Genomic DNA, 26,564 nt, shown 5'->3' with positions numbered 1-26,564 from the left:
GTGTAATGGGGATTTCTCCCTTACAGATTTTCTTCGCCCAAGATGCACGAGAATACGGTTTATGGATGGTGACGATTCTAGTATCAAGTGCTGCTTTGTTGCGAGCCATGCGCCGAGAAAGCTACTTGAGTTGGGCTGTGTATGCTCTCGCCCTAGCTTTAGGATTGTACACCCATTTATTGACAGTAATGGTTGCGATCGCTCATGGTATTTATATAGTTATTAGGCAACAGTTTCGCTTCAACAAAACTCTGCATAATTATCTACTGAGTTCCATCGCAGCTTGCTTGATGTTTTTACCCTGGCTAATGGTAATCATTACCCAGATTCACACAGCAACAAATCTCTTGTCATGGATAAAATTTAAAACAGATAGTCCTTTAGACCTGATTGGGATTTGGCTCAGTCGAATTAGCAGAATATTTTTTGATTTTAATTTGGCTTCTGATAATGCTTGGGTCAATAATTTACCTGCGGAAAGCCCTTTATACTATAGTATTCCTACGATAATAGCTAGTTTATTTTTAATAATTTATATAATCATTTTTTTTACAAATTATCTCTCAACTAACGCTAGCTTATTTATTGCTTTATTAGGGGGATTTCCAGGGTTAACATTGCTTTTCTACGACCTAATTTTTGGAGGAATTCGCTCTATTCATTTTCGCTATCAGTTACCGTTATACCTCAGCATCCAAATTGCTGTAGTCTATATTTTAGCTTTCCATCTTTTCTTGGATAAGAACTGGCAAAAAAACCTTTGGCAAGTCACTCTGGTAGGATTACTCACCTTTGGGCTAGTTTCTGATGTCAGATTTTTTCAGTCTGAAACTTGGTGGCCACAGATAGGTGGCAAGAATTTGCTAGCAATGAGTCAACGTATTAATCAATCTAATAATATTTTATTGATAAGTAGCAAAAATGATTATAACTTGGGAGTTATTCTCACCTTAAGTCATAATTTAGAGCCAAATATTCGCTTACTTACTATACAAAATGACCAGTTACCAATAATGGCTCAAGACTATAAATCTATTTTCTTTGTTGACGACCTGGAAAATAGTTTAGCTCATAAACTTGAGGAGGATAAAAGTAATTTCCTGAAACTAATCTACCCACTTGAAGGATTTTGGCAACTCGATAAAAATCAAAAAATGTGAATATTACTGATTGTAGCAGTCTCAATAAAAAACATTAGAAGAGTAGAAACTGAATGAAGCAACATCTTGAATATTTTAATATTATTTTTCTGATAGATAAAGTCTACTTTTATCTTCATTCGGCGCTTTTTAGCCGCTTCATTCGCTTCGCTGTAGTTGGTTTTAGTGGAGTATTTGTAGACTTGGGGGCATTCTACTTTTTACATAGCTCATTATTTTTATCGTTAACTCTAAGTGCAATGCTTTCCACAGAAATAGCAATTATTAATAATTTTATATGGAATGATTTATGGACGTTTGGTGATGTATCTTTTCAACAAAAAATCAGTCAAAAATTACAACGTTTCGTCAAGTTTAATCTCATTTGTTTAGTTGGGCTTATTTTCAATAGCCTAATTGTAAATTGGCTATTTTATCAATTTCAAGTGAATGAATACATAGCTAAATTGGTAGCGATCGCTTGTGTGACACTTTGGAATTTCTGGCTCAACCTGAAGATGAACTGGCAATTAACAAAGACAGATGTAGATGTAGATATTTAAGAAAAAAATTATGTTAAAACCATTTGTGATGTTTGGGTATAGTTTAATCTTTCTAATTACTATATTTTTTTCTTCGGGATTATTAAATACAGTTCTACCCTATTCTAAGACTATCCAAAATCTTGGTGAAATTAGCGTTAAATGGCAATATTTTACTGAACATAAAGATGATTACAATGCTATCTTTCTGGGGCCAAGTACTACTTACTTTGGCGTAGTTCCGAAAGTATTTGATGAATACATGACAAAAGAGGGTAAGAGTGTCAAATCTTTCAACTTTGGTATCGCAGGCGCAAACGTATCAGAACTAGATTTTTACTTACAAAAAATTCTAGATTTAAATCCAGCAAACTTAAAGTGGATATTTCTAGACTGTTCAGTTGACTTATTTACCAACTTTGGTTCTACTTCTGCTCAGGAGATATACTGGCATACTCCTCGTAAAACTATAGAAAATTTTCAATTAATTTGGGAATCATCAATCGATAACTGGCAAGCAAAAATTCCATATATATACGCTAACTTTCAAAGCTTTATCTATCGATGGCTAGGTCTTGGTCAGCTTTCTACTTTCTGGCAGGAAAGAATATTAAATTTAGATTTATCAAATGCAGATCCATTAGCAAAAGTATCCGAGGAGAGACTATTACAAGAATCTGGATATTACGCAATAGATTGGCAAAAAAAAGCTGAAAAATGGCAGACTCTATTCCGAGCAAATGGTTTGGATACTTATCTAAAAAATCTTAAAAATGAACAAAAAAAATTAGCAAATTTAAATTCAGAAAACACATTTAAGAAGACATCCACAATATATGGAGTGAAAATGATGGAAAATATTTCTTCCCAAATTGAAAAACAGCAGCAAATTAATAACAAGAAACTTGAAGCTATATTTTTTATTCCTCCACTTCTAGAGGCTGATTCTAACTACTCTGCTCTTTACAAAGCATACAATTCAGGATACATAGATACTTTATTTGCTTTTAATAATGTCAACAATTTTACTAATTTGTATGAATTAAATCGTAGAATTGATAGCGCACATCTCAATCACCAAGGCGCTCAAGAATTCACACTTTTACTAGCATCAAGATTTACTGAGTATTTAAATAATTCAGGACAAAAAATTGCGAATAGGTAAAATTTGGATAGCCAGCTTATATCACATAATCATTAGCTCAATGTAAATAAAGATGGTATTCACAGAATTTCGGTTTGTATTTTTCTTCGTAATTGTTTTCTGCATCTATTGGGCTTTGCAGAAACACAATCATCGTAAGTTGTGGTTGCTAATCTGTAGTTATATCTTTTATAGTGCTTGGGATTGGCGCTTCCTTTTTTTGCTCTTATTATCGACAGTCATTGATTACTTTGTTGGTTTAATGCTATCTAGACCACAGGTTAGTGATTTAGTAGGACAAGAAATTCCCACCAATGAGGTAGTAGAAAAAGCAAAAACTCCAAATTTTTGGAATTGGGATGCCTTGCTGAATAAGCCACAGAATCAGCAGCAGCGTCAAACATGGTTGATACTCAGTTTAGTAGCAAATTTAGGAATATTAGGGTTTTTTAAGTACTATAACTTTTTCACTGAGTCTGCTGCCAACTTATTAAGCTTTTTGGGTTTATCTATAAACCTGACAACCCTTAACATTATTCTGCCAGCAGGCATTAGTTTTTACACCTTTCAAACTCTGAGTTATTCCCTTGATATCTATCTAGGTAAACTCAAACCTGTGAGAAATTTTTGGGATTTTTCTCTATTTGTAACTTTTTTCCCTCAACTGGTTGCAGGGCCAATTGTCCGTGCATCTACGTTTTTACCTCAACTGCTAACCCCAAAAAACTTAAGCGAGGTTGATTTTCGGGGGTGTTTAATGCTTTTTTTTGTAGGATATTTTAAGAAAGCCTGCATTTCGGATAATCTTTCGCCTTTAGTAGAACAGTATTTTACGAATCCAGAAAATTATACTTTCTTGAGTTGTTGGATTGCTGTTATTTCTTTTGTAATACAGGTATACTGCGATTTTTCTGGTTATTCAGATATGGCGATCGCTTCAGCCGGTTTACTTGGATACAAACTACCTCTAAACTTTAATTTTCCCTACTTTGCCAGTAATATAACTGATTTGTGGCAACGTTGGCACATTACTCTCTACAGTTGGTTACGAGATTATATCTATGTTCCTTTAATGAGAAGGCGGCCAAAAGCTGAACGCACAGAACTGTTTAAATACAGAAATCTTCTCATTTTGATGCTTTTATCAGGACTCTGGCACGGCGCTGCTTGGCATTTTGTAATTTGGGGTGGATTAAATGGCATCGCCTTAGTTATTCAAAAACAATGGTCAGATTGGATTGCTCCCTATAAGGCATTACTACCTTTAAGAAAGATGCTCGGTATGCCCATAACATTTTACTGGTTTTGTGTTTTTGCTATCTTCTTTAGAAGTAACGATCTTAGCAGTGCTATACAAGTAGAGAAATCTTTTTTGTTCTTGACTTCTCTTGGTTCTCAAAATCTCAATCTACAAATTGTATGGATTTTTATACCTTTAATTATCCTCCACTGGGCAGCTTATAAGGGTTGGTTTGCTGATTGGTGGCGTAAAATTCCTAGTTGGAGTTTTGCTGTTTTATTTGGGGTGTTGGTTTCAGCAATATTTCGACTGATGGCAATCAGTCCTCAACCTTTTGTTTATTTTCAGTTTTAGTTTTTGATTATTCTTTTAACGAACCGCAGAGGCGCAGAAAACACAGAGAAAGAGAGAAGATGGGTAGTTTTTTAATTACGAATTATGAGCAATCTGGAAATAATTAAAAATAAAAATATTGAATCTATTTACCCTCTTTCTCCTATGCAGCAGGGTATGCTTTTTCATACTTTGTATGAGCCAGAATCTGGGGTGTATATTGAGCAGTTCTGTTTAACGCTCTCTGGAAATCTAGATATTATAGTGCTTCAGCAGGCTTGTGTGCGAGTAGTGAAGCGTCACCCAGTTTTGCGTACCCTTGTTGTTTGGGAAAAGCAAGAAAAGCCTCTTCAGGTGGTATGCAAGCAAGTAGAGTTACCTTGGCAGAACTATGATTGGCGTTCCTTATCTGCAACAGAACAAGAAGAGCGTCTAGAAGGTTTTTTACAAACAGATCGAGTTCAAGGTTTTGTTCTTGATAAAGCTCCACTCATGCGCTTCACCTTAATTCGAGTCGCTGATGATAGTTACGAATTTGTCTGGAGCTTTCATCACTTGCTAATTGATGGCTGGAGTTGGCCAATTCTCTGTAAAGAAGTTTTTGCATTTTACAGTGCCTTACTTAAAGGCAAATATTTATATTTAAATACTCCCCGTCCTTACCGATATTACATAAATTGGCTACAGCAACAAGATTTAAGAGCAGCAGAAACTTTTTGGCGACAACAACTTCATGGCTTTACTAGCCCTACCCGTTTGCTACTAGATTGGGGTGAGGCGCACAATTTACAACAACCAAAAACCTATCACGAGCAGCACTGCTGTTTATCGGCAACTATAACTACTGCTTTACAGTCTCAGGCACAGCAATATCATCTGACGCTTTCAACTTTCGTCCAAGCTGCTTGGGCGCTTTTACTCAGTCGCTACACTGATGAGTCTGAGGTATTATTTGGAGCAACTGTGTCTGGCCGTCCTCCCACTTTGTTGGGGGTGGAATCTATGGTGGGACTATTTATTAATACTCTACCAGTCAGGGTGAAAGTACCAACAGCAACTCCTTTATGGCAATGGCTGAGGCAATTGCAGACTCAACAGGTGGAGCGATCGCAGTATTCTTGGTGTCCATTAGTAGAAATTCAGGCTATTAGTGAAATTCCCCCAGAATTACCCCTGTTTGAAAGCATTGTGGTGTTTGAGAACTACCCACACGATACGTCTTTATCAAATCCAGGTGGCAGCATCCAGATTACTAAACGGCGAGTCATTGAACAAACCAATTATCCGCTCACAGTCATCGCTGTACCAGGACAAGAGTTATTTCTACGCATTCTTTATGATGGTAGCCGCTTTGATGGGGAAACGATTAACCGGATGATGGGGCATCTTGTGACTTTGTTAGAGTGTATGGTTACAAACATCGAGCAGACGGTAGCAGAGATATCCATGCTAACTGCTACTGAGCAATGCCAAATATTAGTATGGAATGATACCCAAATAGATTATCCTCACAAATGTATCGCTCAGTTGTTTGAAGAACAGGTGGAACGGACACCGGATGTAGTAGCAGTGTCATTCCAATCTCAACAACTGACTTACCAGCAGTTAAATTGTCAGGCTAACAAGTTAGCGCACCATCTCCAAAAACTTGGGGTGAAACCAGAAGTGCGGGTAGGGATTTGCGTTGAGCGTTCTTTATCGATGGTAATAGGATTGTTGGCAATCCTCAAAGCTGGTGGTGCTTACGTACCTTTAGATCCGCGATCGCCCCAAGAACGCTTAACTTATATGTTGAGTGATTCTCAAGCGTCGGTATTGCTGACAGATTCATCAATTACTTTATCTGGTCAACCATTAACAGTAGTTTGCTTAGATACATCGGATTTTTGCCAAAATAGCCAGCAAAATCCTGTTAGCGGAGTTACACCAGAGAACTTGGCTTATGTCATGTATACTTCAGGTTCAACCGGCAAACCCAAAGGTGTAGCTATGAGTCATCGTTCTCTGGTGAACCTTTTATATTGGCAAATCGATGAAAGTGCTTTGAGTTGTGCCAAAACTTTGCAATTTGCTTCCATCAGTTTCGATGTCTCTTTTCAAGAAATCTTCTCTACCTGGTGTAACGGCGGAACCTTAGTTTTAATCACCGCAGAAATACAGAAAGATGGGTTCGCATTATTACAGTTAATTGCTCAAGAAAAAGTGGAAAGACTATTTTTGCCCTTTGTCGCCCTTCAGCAATTAGCCCATGCTGCCTCTATTACTCAATCCTATCCTGCATCTTTGCGTCAGATTATGACAGCAGGAGAACAGTTACATATTACCCCTGTTTTAGTCAACTTTTTTAAGGAGCTTTCTGATTGTACGCTACAAAACCAGTATGGGCCGACGGAGAGCCATGTGGTAACAAGCTTTACTTTAAAAGATGTGGCAAGCAGTTGGTCGCCACTTCCGCCCATTGGTCGAGCGATCGCAAATACGCAAATCTACATCCTTGATAGCCATCTGCAACCATTACCAATTGGAGTTCCTGGAGAATTGTATATCGGCGGTGTTGCGATCGCTAGAGGTTATATTAATTCCCCAGAATTGACGGCTGAGAAATTCATTGCCAATGATGGGAATCGTTTGTATAAGACAGGCGATCGCGCTCGATATTTAGCTGATGGCAACATCGAATTTCTCGGTCGAATTGACAATCAAGTGAAGGTGCGGGGCTTTCGCATTGAACTGGGAGAAATTGAAACCGTACTCGTCGCACACCCGCAGGTAAAAGAAGCAGTAGTTATCGCCAGAGTTGACCAACCAGGAAACAAGCGCCTAGTCGCTTACATTGTCCCCAAACAGCACCTAGACACCAGCGAACTGCTTTGTTATCTCAAACAAAAGCTACCCGAATATATGCTACCTTCTGCTTTTGTGAAGTTGCTGGATGTACCTCTAACCCCTAGTGGGAAAATAGAACGCCGTGCTTTACCAGCACCTTTGAGTCGGGAAACACGTAATATCTCTACAGACTTTATTCCACCCTGTACTGCAACTGAAGAAGTTTTGACAGCAATCTGGAGTGATGTTTTAGGACTGGAAAAAGTTGGTATCCACGACAACTTCTTTGCATTAGGAGGGCATTCTTTATCAGCAATGCAAGTTATTGCTCGGTTGCGAGAAACATTCAAGGTTGAGTTACCTATAAGCTGTCTGTTTGATTACCCGACAGTAGTCGAGCTAGATCGGCAAATTTTAGAATACCGCCAAAAAGAGGCAGGGGAGCAGGGGAGAAATAATCTTCTCTCTCATCCCCCTCTGTCTTCTTGTCAAAATGACTTGACCCCATCTCTCAAACCAGTAGCTCGAAACACCAAAGAGTTGCCAATCTCTTTGACTCAGCTTGAGTTTTGGATATTAGCTCAATTGCATCCGGGCATTCCCGTCTACAATATTCCCCTGGCTTATCGCTTGACAGGTTTACTCAACGTCACTGCTTTAGCGCAAAGCCTCGTGGAAATTGTGCGCCGTCACGAAGCTTTGCGAACTACTTTTGCGATCGCTAATAGGCAAGTGGTTCAGAAAATTGCTCAACAGCCCATATTGCCATTTTCGGCGGTAGATTTGCGAAAACTTTCTGAATCTAAAACTGAACGAAAGGCTCTAGCTCAAAAATTTATTACTGAGGAAAAAAACCAGCCTTTCGATCTAGAACAAGAGCCTTTGTTACGCATCAAGCTACTGCGGCTCTCTGATGCCGAGTATTTACTAATAATAACTATCCATCATCTGGTTTGTGATGGTTGGTCTGTGGGTGTGTTTTTACAGGAACTGACAAAATTATACGAAGCATTTTGTCATGGTCAACCCTCACCGCTTCCCGATTTACCCATCCAATATGCTGACTTTGCCCATTGGCAAAAGCAGTGGGTTGCTCGTCCTGCTTTCGTGTCTGACCTTAACTACTGGAAGCAGCAACTAGGCAATAGCACACTTTTACTACAGTTACCTACTGACCGTCCGCGCTTACCAGTACGAACTTTTCAAGGTGCAAGTCAAACTTTCATCATCCCTAAGAGCCTAACAAATGCTCTTAAACATCTGAGCCAACAGCACAATGTAACTCTATTCGTGACTCTGCTAACAGCCTTTAAAATAGTGCTATTTTATTACACCGGACAGTCAGATATTATTGTGGGTACTCCCTTTGCCAATCGCCAGCAAGTGGAAACGAAAGGACTTATTGGATGCTTCATTAACACATTGCCAATACGTACATATCTGGGTGGCGATCCAAGTCTGAGAGAGTTGCTGTATCAGGTGCGCGGATGTTTTTTGGCAGCTTGCGATCGCCAACATACTCCCTTCGTGAAGTTAGTAGAAGTACTACAGCCAAAACGAGAGCCAAGCCACTCTTTGCTATATCAAGTGATGTTTAACTTCTTGCCTCCATCAGATTTAAAACTGACAAATTTAACTGTTCATCCGTGGTCAATTGAAAGTCAAACAGCAGAGTTTGATTGGGATATTTATCTTCAACAAACAACATTAGGAAGCATTGAAGGGAAATGGTGCTACAAAACCGATTTGTTTGATGCTACTACTATTAGCCGTGTGGTAACTCAGTTTCTAGTGTTGTTTGAGCTTCTAATTACTAATCCCGAATGCCGCCTGACTGATCTTTCCTTACTATTTCAGCGACATAATTCTCAATGCCGTGCAATGTAGGTACAAAGAGGTTATTTGAAAAGTATTTCGCTGTGACTTTAGGTACTTTTAGATCCCCCCTAACCCCCCCTTAAAAAGGGGGGAACCGGAATCAAAGTCCCCTTTTTTAAGGGGGAAACCAGAATCAAAGTCCCCCTTTTTAAGGGGGATTTAGGGGGATCTAAAACTTTTGATACCGCCAATAGAACTTTTCAAACATCCTCTAAGAGCAGGGGGCAGGGGGAACACAATAAGAATAGGTGTAATTAATTCTGTTTAGGTACTTAACTTATATGCCAGACGTACAGATTATGGAAAAAACAAGGCTGACTGTTTTGCGGGAAATGCGGCTATTTATAATTGTTTGGGTAGGACAGTTGATCGCCTTAATTGGTTCGAGTACCACTGCCTTTGCCTTAGATATCTGGGTTTACGATCGCACCGGATCAGTTACCCAGTTTGCTTTAGTCTCTCTGTTCAATACTCTACCGCTAATCTTAATTTCCCCGATCGCTGGGCCTCTGGTAGATAAGTGGGATCGCCGAAAGACAATGATTATCGCTGATGTCTTGGCGTGTTTGGGAACGATCGCGATCGGCGTTTTATTTGTCATCGGTCGGTTAGAAGTCTGGCACATTTACCTAGCCAATACCTTCACTGCTGTTTTCATGGCTTTTCACACACCTGCTTATACAGCATCAACAGTCTTACTAGTGCCGAAACAGCATCTTAACCGTGCCAACGGGCTAATGAGTCTGATGTTTGGTATTTCCCTAATCATTGCACCAACTCTCGGAGGCGTTTTACTAAGCATTTTCCATTTCCAAGGGATTATTGTGTTTCACGTAACGGCTGTATTTATTGCTTTTGTCTCCCTGATGCTGGTTCGATTCCCGGAAGTTAACACAAGTACTGTTGCAACTGCAAAAAGTTCATTCCTAAGTGAAGCAACTTACGGATTGACATATTTGACCACTAGACCAGGACTGCTGGGACTAGTGTTATTCTCGGCTTCCAGCTTTTATATTGTGGGAGGTATTAATGTCATCACTATCCCACTAGTCTTAAATTTCGTTTCAGTCAGCTTTTTGGGAACTATTCTTTCACTATTTGGCATTGCTATAGTAGCAGGTGGCTTACTCGTAAGCATCTGGGGAGGACTAGAACGCAACATATATGCCATATACGGGTGTATGCTTTTGAGTGGCGTATTTATTTTCGTCGCCGGTTTGCAAGCCTCTCTTGTAGTCTTCACTGTTGGTATCTTCTTATTTTTCCTAACACAACCGATCGTTTCCAGTTCCACGCAAGCTGTGATGCAAAATAAAGTAGAACCTAGTGTGCAAGGTAGAGTTTTTGCGATCAAAGGAGCGATTGAAGCGGCCGCTTTCCCTTTAGGCTACATTACCATTGGGCCTTTAGCCGAGAAGGTTTTTGAACCATTAATGGCTACTAACGGTTCTTTAGCAGGAAGCATCGGACAAATCATCGGTGTGGGACCAGGTCGTGGGATGGGACTTCTACTGATGATTATGGGAGCCTTGACCATTTTAGAAACCTGTATTGCCTACTTGTACCCTCGCTTACGGTTTGTGGAAGATGAACTACCTAATGTTAGTAATGCAGTTGCGATGGCTACGCCCGCCGCAGGCATCGCTGCTGATACACCTTCTAGCAAGAATGACGCAGTTTCTTTGATATCCTAAATTTGGCGTTGCATAGTGGTGGTTGATTGAAAACTTTAATAGTTGCCAAATTATTATTTTATTTTTCAAATTCACTATTTTTAAAATAGCTAATTATTAATTTGGTTCATAAATTCAAAAAAATTTAGATTTAGATTTAAATTTGTACTCTGTATCAAATCTTGTGTTGTTTAATCATTTAAATTTTTCTGTATTTCAATCCAAAAAAGATGTTCAGCTTATTTTAGAATATGGCAACTACAGTTTCTCGTGATCAATCCTTAAAGAATGATCCTTCTCCTCCGGCTTCTAAGAAATTTTGGGAGAATGTAAGAGCGATCGTTCAGCCTTACTGGTATCCAACAGAGTCCGGAGAAAGAGTATTTCCAGACGTGATTCGGATATGGGGGATGCTGATTCTCCTGATTTTATTAATAATCACGCTAGTAGGCGTAACTGCCTTTAATAGCTTCGTTACTCGCTATATAACCGATGTCATTGAAGAGAAAGATTATCCTAACTTTATTAATACAATAGTAGTTTTCGCCGCTGCTCTTGTCTGCATAACAATCTTAAATGGATTTTCTAAACTTGTTAGGAAAAAAATCGCTCTTGATTGGTACAAATGGTTAAATAATCACATATTATCAAAATATTTGAACAATCGTGCCTATTATAAAATCAACTTTAAATCCGATATTGATAACCCAGATCAACGAATATCACAAGAAATCGAACCCATTACCAGTAATGCTCTGAGTTTTTCAGCTATTTTCCTAGAAAAAGTGCTGGAAATGACAACTTTTTTAGTAATCCTTTGGTCAATTTCCCAATTTATTGCAACTGTTCTGATTATTTATACAGTCATAGGCAATTTGATTGCTATTTATTTGGGTCAACAATTAAATAAAATTAATCAAGAGGAACTAGAACTCAAAGCAGAATACAGTTATTCTCTGACTCATGTTCGTAATCACGCTGAATCAATAGCTTTTTTTCAGGGAGAAAATCAAGAATCTAATATAATTCAACGAAGATTTATTAATCTTTTGAAAAATGTCGAACGCAAGATTAATTGGGAGAATAATCAAGAACTTTTTGACGGAGCATATAAGTCTGCTATCCAAATATTCCCATATCTGGTACTCGCACCTTTATATATGAGTGGTCAAGCTGATTTCGGAGAAGTTGTTCAAGCTAGTGTAGCTTGTAACCAGTTTGCCTCAGCTATGGCAACATTAATTAGAGAATTTGGGACTTCTGGGCGATTTTCCAGTTATGTTGAGCGTTTATCTGAGTTTTCAGATGCGTTAGAAGCAGTTACCAAACAACCAGAGAATGTCAGTACTATTAAAACAATAGAAGAAAACCGTTTAGCTTTCGAGAATGTTACCTTACAAACGCCAAACCATGAACAAGTGATCGTTGAAAATTTGTCACTTTCTGTTCAACCAGGAGAAGGCTTATTGATTGTTGGGCCGAGTGGACGAGGTAAAAGTTCTCTGTTAAGAGCGATCGCTGGTTTGTGGAATACGGGAACGGGTCGTCTGCTGCGACCTCCTCTCGAACAAGTCTTATTTTTACCTCAACGTCCCTATATCATTTTGGGAACTTTACGCGAACAACTACTTTATCCGCAGACAACTCGTCAAGTCAGCAATCAAGAACTCGAAGATGTTTTGCAAGAAGTTAACCTGCAAAATTTGGTGAAAAAAGTTGGCGGCTTTGATGCAGAAGTCCCTTGGGAGAATATCCTATCGTTGGGAGAACAACAACGCCTTGCTTTTGCACGATTATTAGTTACTCATCCGAGCTTCACTATCTTAGATGAAGCAACGAGTGCTTTGGATTTGAAAAATGAAGGTAATTTATATCAACAATTACAAGAAACAAAAACAACTTTTATCAGTGTTGGACATCGGGAAAGTCTCTTTAATTATCATCAATGGGTTTTAGAACTTGCACAAGATTCAAGTTGGCAACTTGTGACTGTTCAGGATTATCGAAATCAAAAAACAATAAATATTCAAAGTACGCCTAATAATGAGCCGCAAAATCAATCACAAAGATTGACAGAAACAATCACAATTGAAAAGCTTTCTCATAAGGAAATAAGTGAATTAACTAATTATTCCATTAGCACTATCAGAAGTAAGGCAAGCAAAGGAGATTCTATTACTACTAAGGACGGCTTGACGTACCGCTATGACAAGAACCCAAGTGTGTTGAAATGGCTGAGAGTTTAGCGGTTCGACAATTTTAGAGTTTAGGTCGCACCCAAAAAGATAACTTTTTACTTAAACCTCGTCTACCTTGAGAACCATAGTTATGTAGGTTGGGTGCAGCGCTCGCGTAACCCAACATAAAATTTGGTGGTAATGTTGGGTTGCGTTTCACTCCACCCAACCTACATCAATATATCTTTTAAAAAACTCTAAGTTTCAACATAGATGAAGTTTAGCTATATATTTTTGCGTAGGCGTAGCCCGCACAACTCTTGGAGACGTTGCGCGTAGCTTGCTTCCACGTTCGCGTAGGGCATGGTTCGACTCTGCTCAGTGACCACCGTAGGCATCGCTCATTTTTTGCCTGACTTCAGAAAATCGCGTTGCTCCCATTGAGACTCCTCATTAGACATCTGCGAAAAAGAATCTCAAGCCTTTATCCTATCTAGGTAAAAACCTAGTTTCTGGAGAGCCTTAAATTTTTGCAAATAACATTTATTTTTGGTAATTTATTTCTTAAGTTTCTTAACTGTCTTAACTGTCCAATTAATTGTTAAAAATGCTATTGCATTTTATTGAGGAAGCTGAGATTATTATTTAGTGGAATGGAAATTCTCAGCATATTAATGTAAAAGAAGCAAACTTGTTTCAACGATAAATTAGTCTTTATCAAAAAAGAGTAAAGTTATCAGTCATATCAGGAATTAGTTCTGCTGCGATCGCAGCGCTGGGACAAGAACTAAATCAACTTTCTTAGAAATTACTTTTTTCATTAAGTGTCTATGTTTCAAACTTAAGCACAACATCCTATAGATAAAAACTTGAAAGATTTTTCATCGGGATTTTAAGGAACTTCAATGAACAGAATTGTAAAAACAAGCCACCCGCTCTCATACGGTCAACAAGCAATGTGGTTTATATACCAAATTGATCCAAAGAGCGTTGTCTATAATATGTTTATTACTGTAAAAATTAATTCTTATTTAAATATTGTTGCTGTCAATCGTGTATGGGAAAAAATTATTGAACACCATCCTATTCTTCGAACCACATATACTAGTCATGAAGGCAAACCCCTTCAGCAAATTAATGAACAATATAATTTTAATCTTGAGGTAACAGATGCTAGCAATTGGAGTGAAGATTACTTAAAAGAGAAAATATTTGCTATAACTGACCGCCCTTTTAACTTAGAAAAAGATTCAGTTCTGAGGGTTAATTTATTTACTCGTTCAGCAAAAGAACACATTCTCTTGCTCACAATGAACCACATTGCAGGTGATATGTGGTCTTTTGATATACTGCTGAGTGAATTTCAAGCTTTGTATGCTAATGAAATTGAGCAAGTGAGTCAAGAGCAGACAGAAGCCGCGGCAGATTCTTTGACCAAGAATATATCTTATCTAGAGTTTGTCCGATGGCAGTCACAAATGCTATCGAGTTCCAGGGGAGAAAAACTTTGGCAATACTGGCAAGAACAATTAGCCGGTGAATTGCCAATTTTGAATTTGCTCGCAGACAAACCCCGCCCTCCAATAAAGACTTATCAAGAAGCAGCACATATTTCAAAGCTGGATGAACAGTTAATTCCAAAACTCAAACATCTAGCTTTAGCCTCTGGAAAAAGCCTTTATCAGATTCTGCTAGCAGCATTTTACGTCCAACTTCACCGCTACACTAACCAAACAGACATCCTCATAGGAAGCCCGATGAGAGGTCGGTGGGGTAAAGAATTCAAAGAGATAGTTGGTTACTTTGTCAACCTGAACGTTTTACGGGTTTCTATTAAGGAAAACGCCACATTCAACGAACTTCTTGCTCAAGTCAGCCAGACAGTTAGAGAAGCCCAAAAGCATCAAGATTACCCTTTCTCTCTCTTAGCAGAACAACTCCAGCCACAGCGAGATCCTAGTCGTTCTCCTTTGTGTCAAGTTAGTTTCACTTGGCAAGCACACCGTTGGTGCAAATCAACAGAGAATTCATTGCACAGTCGAGAACAAGTGCTTCAAATGGAGCCATATTTGCTCGGACATCAACGGGGTGCCGACTTGGATCTGAATTTAATGGTGATGGAAGCTCAGGGAGTGTTGCAACTGTGCTGGCAATATAATCCTGACTTGTTTGAGGCAACGACAATCACACGCATGGCAGGACATTTTGTGACCTTGCTTGAAAGTATTGTTGCTAATCCACAGCAGAAGATTTCACAATTACCACTGTTGAGTCCAACAGAGTATCATCAATTGTTGGAGGAGTGGAACGATACTCAGGTCGATTATCCTCAAGATAAGTGTATCCATCAGTTGTTTGAGTCACAGGTAGCTCGTACCCCCAATGCAGTAGCAGTGGTGTTTGAAAATGAACAACTTACCTATCACCAGCTGAACACTCAAGCTAATCAATTAGCGCATTACTTGCGGTCTTTGGGCGTGGCAGCAGATGTACTAGTAGGGTTGTGTGTGGAGCGATCGCTATTAATGGCGATCGCTCTATTGGCGATTCTCAAGGCGGGTGGAGCGTATGTACCACTTGACCCAGAATATCCTCCTGAGCGTCTGAGCCATATACTGGAAGATACTCAAGTTCCGGTACTGCTGACCCAAAAGCGACTCCTAGATAAACTACCCCCAAATCAAGCAAAGCTGGTATTTATAGATCAAATCTGGTCACAAATTGGCGAGAACAACCAGCAGAATCTGACTATTGAAGTCACGGCTTCTCATCTAGCAAATGTGATTTACACGAGCGGTTCCACAGGTAAACCCAAAGGTGTAATGGTTGAGCATAAAGGATTGTGCAACTTAGCTCAAGCTCAGATTCAAACTTTTGGTGTAGATTCCTCTAGTCGCGTTCTCCAGTTTGCCTCCTTCAATTTTGATGCTTGTATATCGGAAATCTTGATGACTTGGGCATCAGGGGCAACACTTTATTTAGGAACAAAAGACTCTCTAATGCCGGGTATGCCGTTAATTGAGCGATTACGCGACCATAGCATTACCCATGTCACCCTACCACCATCGGCATTGGCAGTCCTGCCAGATGAAGAACTCCCATCATTGCAAACAATTATTGTCGCCGGTGAAGCTTGTTCTGCTGAACTGATAAAAAAATGGTCTGCTGGGAGAAACTTTTTTAACGCTTACGGGCCGACAGAAACTAGCGTCTGCGCCACAATTGCAAAATGTACTCTTGAAGACGAGAAAGTTACCATTGGTCGTCCAATTGCCAACACACAAATCCACATCTTAGACTCGCATTTACAGCCAGTGCCGATTGGTGTACCAGGAGAATTGCACATCGGTGGTGCGGGTTTAGCACGAGGTTATCTCAACCGACCAGAGTTGACCAACGAGAAATTTATCTCTAATCCCTTTAGCGATGAGCGGCATTCCCGACTTTACAAAACTGGAGACTTAGCACGCTATTTAAGTGACGGCAGCATCGAGTTTCTTGGCCGTATCGATTATCAGGTCAAGATTCGTGGCTACCGCATAGAACTCGGAGAAATTGAAGCTGTGCTATCCCAGGTACCTGAAGTACGGGAAGCAGTAGTCATCGCATGGGAAGACCAATACAAAAAACTCGAATCATCAGAGAAACTAGAAATATCAACCGACAAAATAGAAATATGGCCATCTATAGCCGAATACTATGTCTATGACGACTTACTGTATTACGCTATGACCAATGACCATCGACGCAACGATAGTTATAAAATCGCCATTAATCAACTAGTCAAAGATAAAATAGTCGTTGAAATTGGCACAGGTAAAGATGCAATCTTATCCAGATTTTGTGTCGAAGGAGGTGCCAAGAAAATTTACGCAATTGAAAGAGATGAGGAAACCTATCGCCAAGCAAGAGCTTGTATTGAAAAGTTAGGTTTAGCAGAAAAAATCACAGTTATTCATGGAGATGCAACTTTAATTGATATTCCAGAACTCGCTGATGTTTGCGTCTCCGAAATTGTGGGAGCAATTGGTGGATCTGAAGGAGCAGCAGTAATTATTAATAACGCGAGAAGATTTCTCAAGCCTAACGGGTTGATGATTCCTGAAAGAAGTGTGACTAAGATGGCTGCTGTCACTCTCCCAGATGAAATATTACACAACCCCAAATTTGCTGAAACTCCCGCATATTACTCCAAAGAAATCTTTGAGCAAGTCGGATATCCATTTGACTTAAGGGTATGTATTAAGAAATTTCCCCAAGCGAATGTTATATCCACTGTAGATGTTTTGGAAGACTTGAACTTTAATGAATATATTAGTCCAAAATTCTCCCATGAAGTGAAATTTCAAATTCAAAAAAAGGGGCGAATGGATGGCTTCTTAGTCTGGCTGAATTTGCATACTATTGCTGGAGAAGAAATAGATATTCTCGAACATGAGCATTGCTGGCTTCCTGTTTATTTCCCAGTATTTGAACCAGGAATTGAGGTTGATTACGGTGATGTCATTCAAGCAGTTTGTTCGAGGTCACTTTGTGAAAACAATCTTAACCCAGATTATGCAATTAAAGGTTGTTTGCTGAAAAAGAATGGAGAAATTATTAACTTTGAATATGTTTCCTATCACTATAAGAAGAATTTTCGGCAAACACCTTTCTATCAACGATTATTTGCTGATTATGACACCGTTCCCAGAGTTGATACTAAGAGTGAGAAACGTCTGGTAGCTTACTTAGTCCCGGCTCTTGATCGTCAAACATTACCCCAGCAGCTTGCTCAATGGCAGAGCGAGTATGTTAGTGACTGGCAAAGGCTTTATGAACAAGCATACAGTCAACCTCAAGCATCCGCAGATGACGTAACGTTCAATATTAGTGGTTGGAACAGTAGTTACACCAAGCAACCTATCCCGGATTGGGAAATGCAGGAATGGGTTGAGAATACAGTCAGCCGCATCCTGTCGGTGTCACCGCAGCGAGTATTAGAAATTGGTTGTGGAACTGGGTTACTGCTATCTCGCGTTGCTCCAAACTGCCAAGAGTATTGGGGATGCGATTATTCCAGCGCCGCAATAGCGCACGTTGAGCAGGTATGTAAAACGGTGGCAGGTCTAGATAATGTGCGGTTGCTGCACCAAATGGCGGATAACTTTGCAGACATCCCCAAAGGAAAGTTCGATACTGTAGTTGTCAACTCAGTAGTGCAATACTTCCCCAGTGTAGAGTATCTGTTGCAGGTTCTTAATGGTGCGATCGCGTCAATTGGCGCTCAAGGTACTTTATTCGTCGGGGATGTCCGCTCCTTGCCTCTGTTGGAGCCATTCCATGCCTCAGTGCAGTTGTCTCAAGCCCCTCCAGAAAGAAGTATTGAGCAATGGCAGCGAATGGTACACTCTAGTGTCACCGCCGAAGAAGAATTGCTCATCGATCCTAGTTTCTTCATTGCTCTCAAACAACGTTTTCCCCAAATTACTTGGGTGGAGATTCAGCCCAAACGTGGTTACGCTCAAAATGAGCTAACCCAATTCCGCTATGATGTCACCCTCCATGTTGGTGTTGATGTTCAAGCAATTACCGTTCCTTGGTTAAACTGGCAATTAGACAAGCTTTCATTTACACAAATTCAACATCAACTGCAACAACAGCCAGAATTGTTAGGAATTAGGGGTATACCTAATCAACGGGTGCAGCAAGCACTACAGATTTGGCAATGGCTGGAAAATTCCCCTGATGTCGAAACAGTGGGACAACTGCGCCAAATATTAGCACAACAGCCAGCAGTTGGGGTCAATCCAGAGCAGTTTTACCAGTTGGGGCAGCAACTCGGTTATAGTGTCCACCTCAGTTGGTGGCAGAGTAGTCAAGATGGTTCATTCGATGTGGTGTTCTGCCGCCACAAAGTAGATAGGACGAGCGCTTTTTGGGATACAAAGGCATTCACTACTAAACCTTGGACTGACTACACTAACAATCCGCTACGCGGCAAGTTGGTTCAGAAGCTAGTACCGCAGGTGCGTGAATATCTCCAACAAAAGCTACCTGATTACATGATGCCAAGTGCTTTTGTTCTCCTCGATGCTCTACCCCTGACACCAAATGGCAAGGTAGATCGCCGCTCCCTGCCTTCACCTGATACAGCTACGAGAAATCTTTCTACTGGCTTTGTTTTACCTCGCACCCCGATTGAAGCTCAAATCGCTCAAATCTGGAATCAAGTCTTAGGAGTTGAACGCATTGGCATTAATGACAACTTCTTTGAACTAGGTGGTCATTCTCTACTAGCTACTCAAGTCCTCTCAGAGATCAACTCAGCTTTTGGACTCGATTTATCTATACAGACGATGTTTGAGTCTCCCACAGTAGCTGGGATAGCAGCCTACATAGAAGTAGTGAATTTGGTAACAAAATTATCAATTAAAGAAGTCAGTAGCGAGGTAGTGGAGTTTTGACCATGACTAACAGCATTGTTGAATTCGTTCGTCACCTGACAAGCTTGAGTATTGAATTAGAGTTCGATGGCGTTAGCGGAGCGCCTTTGGAAGAGGTTCGCTTGCGTTGTCATGCACCTGAAGGGGTATTAACTCCAACACTGCGTCAGAAAATAGCTGCTCGTAAAACAGAAATTATTCTATTCTTACAGCAAGCAAAGCAGATTAAAGCTGCTCATCAGTTGTCGATTCAACCAGTGCCACGGGATGGTGAGCTACCGCTATCTTTTGCACAGCAACGACTCTGGTTTTTGCACCAGCTCTCGCCCGACAGCCGCTCTTATAATATGCTACTGATTCTGCGGCTAGATGGCTTGCTGAATATAGTTGCGCTCTCGCAGAGTCTAAGTGAACTCATTCGTCGCCATGAGGTCTTAAGAACAACTTTTCCCGCAATAGATGGAAAACCTGTCCAGGTAATTGCTTCTCCTACTGCCTTAACTTTGCCAGTCTATGATTTGCAAGGATTGTCAGATTGCGAGCAAACTGACCGGATTCGGCAATTGATCAATTCTCAAGCATCCCAGCCCTTCGATCTGGCTGTTGGGCCATTAGTACAATTCACTCTACTCCAACTGAGTAACCAAGAGTATGTACTGCTGTTAAAGATGCACCACATTATTTACGATGGTTGGTCTTTGAACATCTTCTTTAGTGAGTTATCTCAGCTATATGCAGCTTTCACTCAAGGATTGCCCAACCCACTACCTGAATTATCCATCCAATACGCTGACTTTGCCTTTTGGCAACGCCAGTGGCTCACAGGTGAAGTCCGCGATCGCCAACTAGCTTACTGGCAAAAACAGTTAGCCAATATACCTTTGATACTAGAACTGCCTAGCGATCGGCCACGTCCCCCAGTTCAGAGCTTCCGAGGTGGAGTTGAGCGTTTTAAACTCGATCGCGACCTCACGCAACGCCTCAAACAGTTGAGCCAAGAGTCAGACGCAACGTTGTTTATGACTTTACTGGCAGCCTTTTTAGTCTTGCTCTCTCGTTACAGTGGTCAGTTAGATATTGTTGTTGGCTCCCCAATTGCTAACCGCAACAACAAGAGCGTCGAGCAGCTCATGGGGTTTTTTGCTAATACCCTAGTATTAAGGGGTGATCTCTCTGGCAACCCCAGCTTTGCTGACTTTTTAGCGCAAGTGCGGCAAACAACCTTGTCAGCTTATGCCCACCAAGACTTACCTTTTGAGATGTTGGTGGAAAAGCTACAGCCAGAGAGAGATTTGAGTCATAATCCTCTAGTACAGGTGATGTTTGCCCTCCAGAACGCTCCATTGTCTTTTGGGGATTTGCCAGGTTTAACTATCCAGAATATGTCCTTGCCAGTTGATCAAATGGTCAAGTTTGACCTGGAAGTGGACTACTGGGAAGATTCATCCGGTCTTGAGGGTGTTTGGAGTTACAGTGCTGATTTATTTGATGCGGCTACAATTACTCGCCTAGCCCAACATTTTCAAACTTTACTCAAAGCAATTGTTGCCAATCCCAAAGCGCCAATTGCAGAATTACCACTGTTGGCGATCGCAGAACGTCATCAATTACTGGTGGAGTGGAACAACACTCAAGTCAATTATTCCCACGATAAGTATATCCATGATTTATTTGAGGAGCAGGTAGCGCGTACCCCCGATGCTGTAGCAGTAGTGTTTGGTAATCAACAGTTGACTTACCAGCAATTGAACTGTCGCGCTAACCAATTGGCGCATTACTTACGCTCTTTAGGCGTGGGAGCCGATGTACTGGTCAGTCTGTGTGTAGAGCGTTCTTTAGAAATGATTGTAGGGCTGTTGGGTATTCTTAAAGCAGGTGGAGCATATCTGCCACTTGACCCTGAATATCCGACTGAGCGTTTGCGCTTTATGCTCGAAGATGCTCAAGTTAAAGTACTGGTAACACAACAGCAATTAGTAGAGTCTATTCCTCAACATCAGGCGCATCTTGTCTGCTTAGATAGCGACTGGGAAAAAATTGCTCAAGAGTGCGAGTTAAACCCAGAAAATACCGCAGCAACCGATAATTTAGCTTATGTCATCTATACTTCTGGTTCCACAGGTCAGCCCAAAGGCGTTTTAGTTAATCACTCAAATGTAGTGCGTCTATTTGCAGCCACAGACGCTTGGTATCACTTCAACGCTCAAGATGTGTGGACAATGTTCCACTCTTATGCTTTTGACTTTTCCGTGTGGGAAATTTGGGGTGCTTTGCTGTATGGTGGACGGCTGGTAGTAGTGCCATATTTAGTGACGCGATCGCCGGAATCTTTCTATCAATTATTGTGTCAAGAGCAAGTCACAATTCTCAATCAAACACCTTCCGCTTTTCGCCAGTTAATTCAAGTAGAACAGGCGAAGAGGCAAGGGAGCAGGGAGCAGGGAGCAAGGGGGATGGGGATTCTACCCCAAGAGAACGAGAACCACTTAGCAGAAGCGGGAGACTGTGAGCCATGTTTCGCTACGCTCGACAGCAGGAATTCTGTTTCATTTCCCCCTGCCTCCTGCTCCACTTCGACTACGCTCAGTGACCACCTGCCCCCTGCCTCTTCATTGAACTTACGCCTAGTAATTTTTGGTGGAGAAGCTTTAGAAATCAAGAGTTTACAACCTTGGTTTGAGCGACATGGCGACCAAATGCCCCAATTAGTGAATATGTATGGGATTACGGAAACCACTGTACACGTCACTTACCGCCCATTGAGCAAAGCTGATTTGAATCACACAGCTAGTATAATTGGTCGTCCAATACCTGACTTACAGGTATATGTGCTGGATGAATATTTTCAACCACTGCCGATTGGCGTTCCTGGTGAAATGTACGTTGGCGGCGAAGGGGTGACACGCGGCTATCTCAATCGATCTGAACTTACAGCAGAACGCTTTATTTCCAACCCATTTAACAAGTCAAAATTATATAAAACAGGTGATTTAGCGCGGTATTTACCCAATGGCGAGTTAGAGTATTTGGGACGCATCGATAACCAAGTCAAGATTCGTGGTTTCCGCATTGAGTTGGGCGAAATTGAAGCATTAATAGTGCAACACCCAGCCATCTGGGAAACTGTAGTCATAGTACGAGAGGATCAACCGGGCGACAAACGTTTAGTGGCTTATGTCGTACCGCAGGTGGAACAATCCCCAACAGTCCTAGAACTGCGTCAGTTTCTCAAGGCAAAGCTACCAGAGTACATGATGCCAAGTGCTTTTGTGCTGCTGGAATCCTTACCCCTCACCTCTAACGGTAAAGTAGACCGTCGCGCCCTGCAAACACATGAGTTAGACAGCACACTACTAGAAAAATATGTTGCCCCACGCACACCCATTGAGGAAATGCTGGCACAAATTTGGGCACAAGTACTGAAACTAGAGCGAGTGGGCATACATGATAACTTCTTTGAAGTTGGGGGACACTCGTTACTAGCAACGCAACTGCTTTCACGTATCCGCACCAGCTTTAAAGTAGAGCTAGCATTACGTGAGTTATTTGCAAGAGCGACAATTGCAGAATTAGCACAATCAATTGGGCAGTTACAGCAACAGGACTTAGAACTAATTTCCTTGCCCATTTTACCAAGGACAAGGGATGCAGAATTACCACTGTCTTATGCACAACAGCGTTTGTGGTTTTTAGATCAGTTCGAGCCGAACAGCGCCTTTTACAACATTCCTATGGCTTTGCGTCTAGTAGGAAATTTGAAACAAGCAGCCCTAGAACAAAGCTTACAAGAGATTATTCATCGCCACGAAGCCTTACGCACCAATTTTATTACAGTTGATGGAAAACCTTCTCAAATTATTCAAACAGAAACCAATTGGACAGTTTCAGTTGTTGACTTGAAGTATTTATCCACACTTGTACTGAGCGAAGCCGAAGTAAGCGAACAAGAAATTACTAGTCAACAATTAACGCAACAACAAATTACTCAACCTTTCAATTTGGCAAAAGGAACATTAATTAGGACGACATTAGTAGTGTTGTCGGAGACGGAACACGTCTTGTTAGTGTGTATGCACCATGTTGTTAGTGACGGTTGGTCAATGGGTGTGTTTGTCCAAGAACTAGCAGCGCTGTACAATGCTTATGCTCAAGGTCAGCCGTCACCGTTAGCGCCACTGCCGATTCAATATGCAGATTTTGCAATTTGGCAGAGACAGTGGTTGCAAGGGGAAGTGTTACAAAGCCAGTTGAGTTACTGGCAACAACAACTAAAAGACGCACCAGCTTTATTGTCGCTCCCCACAGACCGGCCTAGACCAGCAGAGCAAACTTACCACGGGACATATCAAGAGTTTGCACTTTCTTTTGAACTAACTAGTAAGCTGACAAAACTCAGCCAAGAGCAAGGTTGTACCCTCTTCATGACCCTGTTGGCAGCCTTTGATACCCTACTCTACCGCTATACAGGTACAGAAGACATTTTGGTGGGTTCGCCAATTGCTAACCGCGATCGCAGTGAGATAGAAGGGTTAATTGGCTTTTTTGTCAACACTTTAGTCATGCGGACTAACTTGGCAGGCAACCCCAGTTTTAGCGAATTACTCCTTCGTGTCCGCGAAATGGCAATGGAGGCATACACTCATCAAGACTTACCGTTTGAAATGTTGGTAGAGGCATTGCAGCCAGAGCGAGACCTCAGTCATACACCACTGTTTCAGGTAATGTTTGCCCTCCAGAATGCGCCCACATCTGAATTAGAACTGACTGGGCTGACTGTAAGTAGATTGCCAATAAAAGGCACAACTTCCAGGTTTGATTTAACTTTATCGATGGAAAACACTGCTACTGGACTAATGGGGTGGTGGGAATATAACACTGACTTGTTTGATGCATCCACTATTGAGCGAATGACAGGTCATTTTGTTACCTTACTTGAAGGTATTATTGCTAATCCGAAAGAGCAAATTTCTCAATTGCCACTGCTAAGAGAAGTTGAGCAACAGCAGTTACTTGTCGAGTGGAACAATACAGAAGTAGATTATCCACTACATAAGTGTATCCATCAGTTGTTTGAGGAGCAGGTGAAGCTGACACCCAATACAGTGGCAGTGGAATATGAAAACCAACAGCTTACTTACTATGAATTAAACTACCGCGCTAACCAGTTGGCCCACTACTTGCGCTCATTGGGTGTAAAACCAGATACCCTGGTTGGGTTGTGTGTAGAGCGTTCTTTAGAGATGGTCATCGGATTACTGGGGATTCTCAAAGCGGGTGGGGCTTATGTGCCACTTGACCCAGAGTATCCAACTGAGCGTTTGAGCTTTATCTTAGAAGATGCTCAAGCAAGAGTGTTGCTAACCCAGCAGTCACTCCTTAATCGACTACCCCAGCATCAAGCACAGCTTATTTGTTTGGATACTGACGCTGGATTGATTTCCCAGTACAGTCAGGACAATCTTATCTCTGGCGTACAAGCCAATAACTTAACTTATATAATTTATACTTCTGGTTCTACAGGTCAACCCAAGGGTATAGCCATGAATCAGCTTGCCCTTTGCAACCATATATTGTGGCATCGGGACAATCTAAAAATTGCTCGTGGAGCAAAAACCCTGCAATTTGCTTCGATTAGCTTTGATGTCTCCTTTCAAGAAATCTTCACTACTTGGTGTTCTGGCGGCACATTGTTCTTAATAACTGAGGAATTACGCCGAGATGCCTCAACTTTGTTAAGTTTTCTCCAACAAAAAGCAATAGAAAGAATCTTTCTCCCCTTTGTTGGTTTACAGCAACTAGCTGAAGTTGCTGTTGGTGGTGAATTAGTTAATAGTCATTTGCGGGAAATCATTACTGCCGGGGAACAGTTGCAGATTACTGGGGCTATTTCTGACTGGTTGGGCAAACTCAGTGATTGTACATTGCACAATCAGTACGGCCCATCAGAAAGCCATTTAGCCACCAGTTTTACTCTGAATGATTCAGTCCAGACTTGGCCGCTACTGCCTCCGATTGGGCGACCCATTGCCAACACGCAAATTTACATCCTGGATAAGTATCTACAGCCTGTACCTATTGGTGTACCTGGAGAAGTATACATTGCTGGTGTTCTCTTAGCACAAGGTTACTTCAACCGAAGCGAGTTAACACAAGAGAAATTTATCCCTAATCCGTTTGAGGATAGCGCAGCGTTAGCGAGTCCGCGAGCGTCGGCAGGAGGGAGTAAATTATATAAAACTGGGGATTTAGCACGCTATTTACCTGACGGTAACATCGAATCTTTGGGACGCATCGATAACCAAGTCAAGGTGAGGGGTTTCCGCATCGAGTTGGGCGAAGTTGAAGCAGTACTGGGTCAACTAAGTGATATACAGGCATCTTGTGCGGTTGTCCGCGAAGATACACCAGGTGATAAACGCCTAATCGCTTACATTGTGCCGCAAAAAGAGCAGGCCTATACCGAGCGTTTGCGTAGCGTCTCGCACAGAGGTCGAAGTACACTCACTGTAAGCGAAGTGCGTAGCTTCCTGAAGTCAAAGTTACCAGAGTATATGGTGCCAAGTGCAATAGTTATCTTGGAAGCTTTACCACTTACCCCCAACGGTAAACTAGACCGTCGTGCATTGAGGGAACCTGATTTACACAGTCAATTATTGGACAAATATGTTGCCCCACGTAACCCAATCGAAGAAATCCTGTCACTAATTTGGGCGCAAGTTCTCAAATTAGAGCTTGTAGGTATACATGATAACTTCTTTGAGCTTGGAGGACACTCGTTACTAGCAACGCAACTCATCTCCCGCGTGCGTACCAGCTTGAAAGTAGAACTACCATTGCGTAGCTTATTTGCTGACCCAACAGTTGCCCAATTGTCCCAAAAGATTCAACAGTTGCAGCAACAGGATCTAACGGTATCAGCCATCTTACCAAGGGCAAGGGATGCAGAATTACCACTGTCTTATGCTCAACAGCGTTTGTGGTTTTTAGACAAGTTAAACCCAAATAGTGCTTTCTACAACTTACTTATAGCTTTGCGTCTAGTCGGAACTCTGAATCAAACTGTCTTAGAACAAAGTTTGCGAGAAATTATTCATCGCCACGAAGCTTTACGCACTAACTTCATCACAGTTGATGGACAACCCACTCAAATTATTAGGGAGCAGGGAGCAGGGGGCAGGGAGCAGGGG

Annotated in this window: 10 protein-coding genes; 9 read left to right on the top strand and 1 reads right to left on the bottom strand. The window is 41.3% G+C overall.

What is annotated here, in order from left to right:
• From GNF10_RS20855 to GNF10_RS20825, 7 genes are all read left to right on the top strand, one after another.
• The coding region (locus GNF10_RS20855; RefSeq protein WP_185607216.1) for a glycosyltransferase family 39 protein at window positions 1–1,160 on the top strand (1,160 nt) is incomplete at its 5' end.
• A 53-nt stretch (window positions 1,161–1,213) separates the two neighbouring features.
• Entirely contained in the window at window positions 1,214–1,702 is a 489-nt protein-coding gene (locus tag GNF10_RS20850; RefSeq protein ID WP_185607215.1) for a GtrA family protein, read from the top strand.
• A 10-nt stretch (window positions 1,703–1,712) separates the two neighbouring features.
• On the top strand, window positions 1,713–2,846 hold the full coding sequence (locus GNF10_RS20845) for a hypothetical protein (protein WP_185607214.1): 1,134 nt from the start codon (window positions 1,713–1,715) through the stop codon (window positions 2,844–2,846).
• A 241-nt stretch (window positions 2,847–3,087) separates the two neighbouring features.
• Window positions 3,088–4,419: an MBOAT family protein gene (locus GNF10_RS20840; RefSeq protein WP_185607213.1), complete on the top strand. Its 1,332-nt coding sequence runs from the start codon at window positions 3,088–3,090 to the stop codon at window positions 4,417–4,419.
• Window positions 4,420–4,503: 84 nt separating this feature from the next.
• On the top strand, window positions 4,504–9,111 hold the full coding sequence (locus GNF10_RS20835) for a non-ribosomal peptide synthetase (protein ID WP_185583404.1): 4,608 nt from the start codon (window positions 4,504–4,506) through the stop codon (window positions 9,109–9,111).
• Window positions 9,112–9,383: 272 nt separating this feature from the next.
• Window positions 9,384–10,796: an MFS transporter gene (locus GNF10_RS20830; RefSeq protein WP_185583402.1), complete on the top strand. Its 1,413-nt coding sequence runs from the start codon at window positions 9,384–9,386 to the stop codon at window positions 10,794–10,796.
• Window positions 10,797–11,026: 230 nt separating this feature from the next.
• Window positions 11,027–13,021: an ABC transporter ATP-binding protein/permease gene (locus GNF10_RS20825; protein WP_185587963.1), complete on the top strand. Its 1,995-nt coding sequence runs from the start codon at window positions 11,027–11,029 to the stop codon at window positions 13,019–13,021.
• A gap of 13 nt (window positions 13,022–13,034) precedes the next feature.
• Here the strand turns inward: GNF10_RS20825 and GNF10_RS20820 are convergent, their stop codons facing one another.
• On the bottom strand, window positions 13,035–13,172 hold the full coding sequence (locus GNF10_RS20820; protein ID WP_185607212.1) for a hypothetical protein: 138 nt from the start codon (window positions 13,170–13,172) through the stop codon (window positions 13,035–13,037).
• A gap of 685 nt (window positions 13,173–13,857) precedes the next feature.
• Between GNF10_RS20820 and GNF10_RS20815 the strand changes: the two genes are divergently transcribed.
• Window positions 13,858–19,398 (top strand): non-ribosomal peptide synthetase, encoded by a 5,541-nt coding sequence (locus GNF10_RS20815; protein WP_185592369.1) that lies wholly within the window; start codon window positions 13,858–13,860, stop codon window positions 19,396–19,398.
• Window positions 19,399–19,400: 2 nt separating this feature from the next.
• Window positions 19,401–26,564 (top strand): non-ribosomal peptide synthetase (locus GNF10_RS20810; RefSeq protein ID WP_185607211.1); only part of this gene is annotated, 7,164 nt, incomplete at its 3' end.

The sequence above is a fragment of the Nostoc sp. UCD121 genome, from assembly GCF_014222285.1.
GTDB lineage: Bacteria > Cyanobacteriota > Cyanobacteriia > Cyanobacteriales > Nostocaceae > Nostoc.
This window is presented reverse-complemented; position numbering and strand designations above follow the sequence as displayed.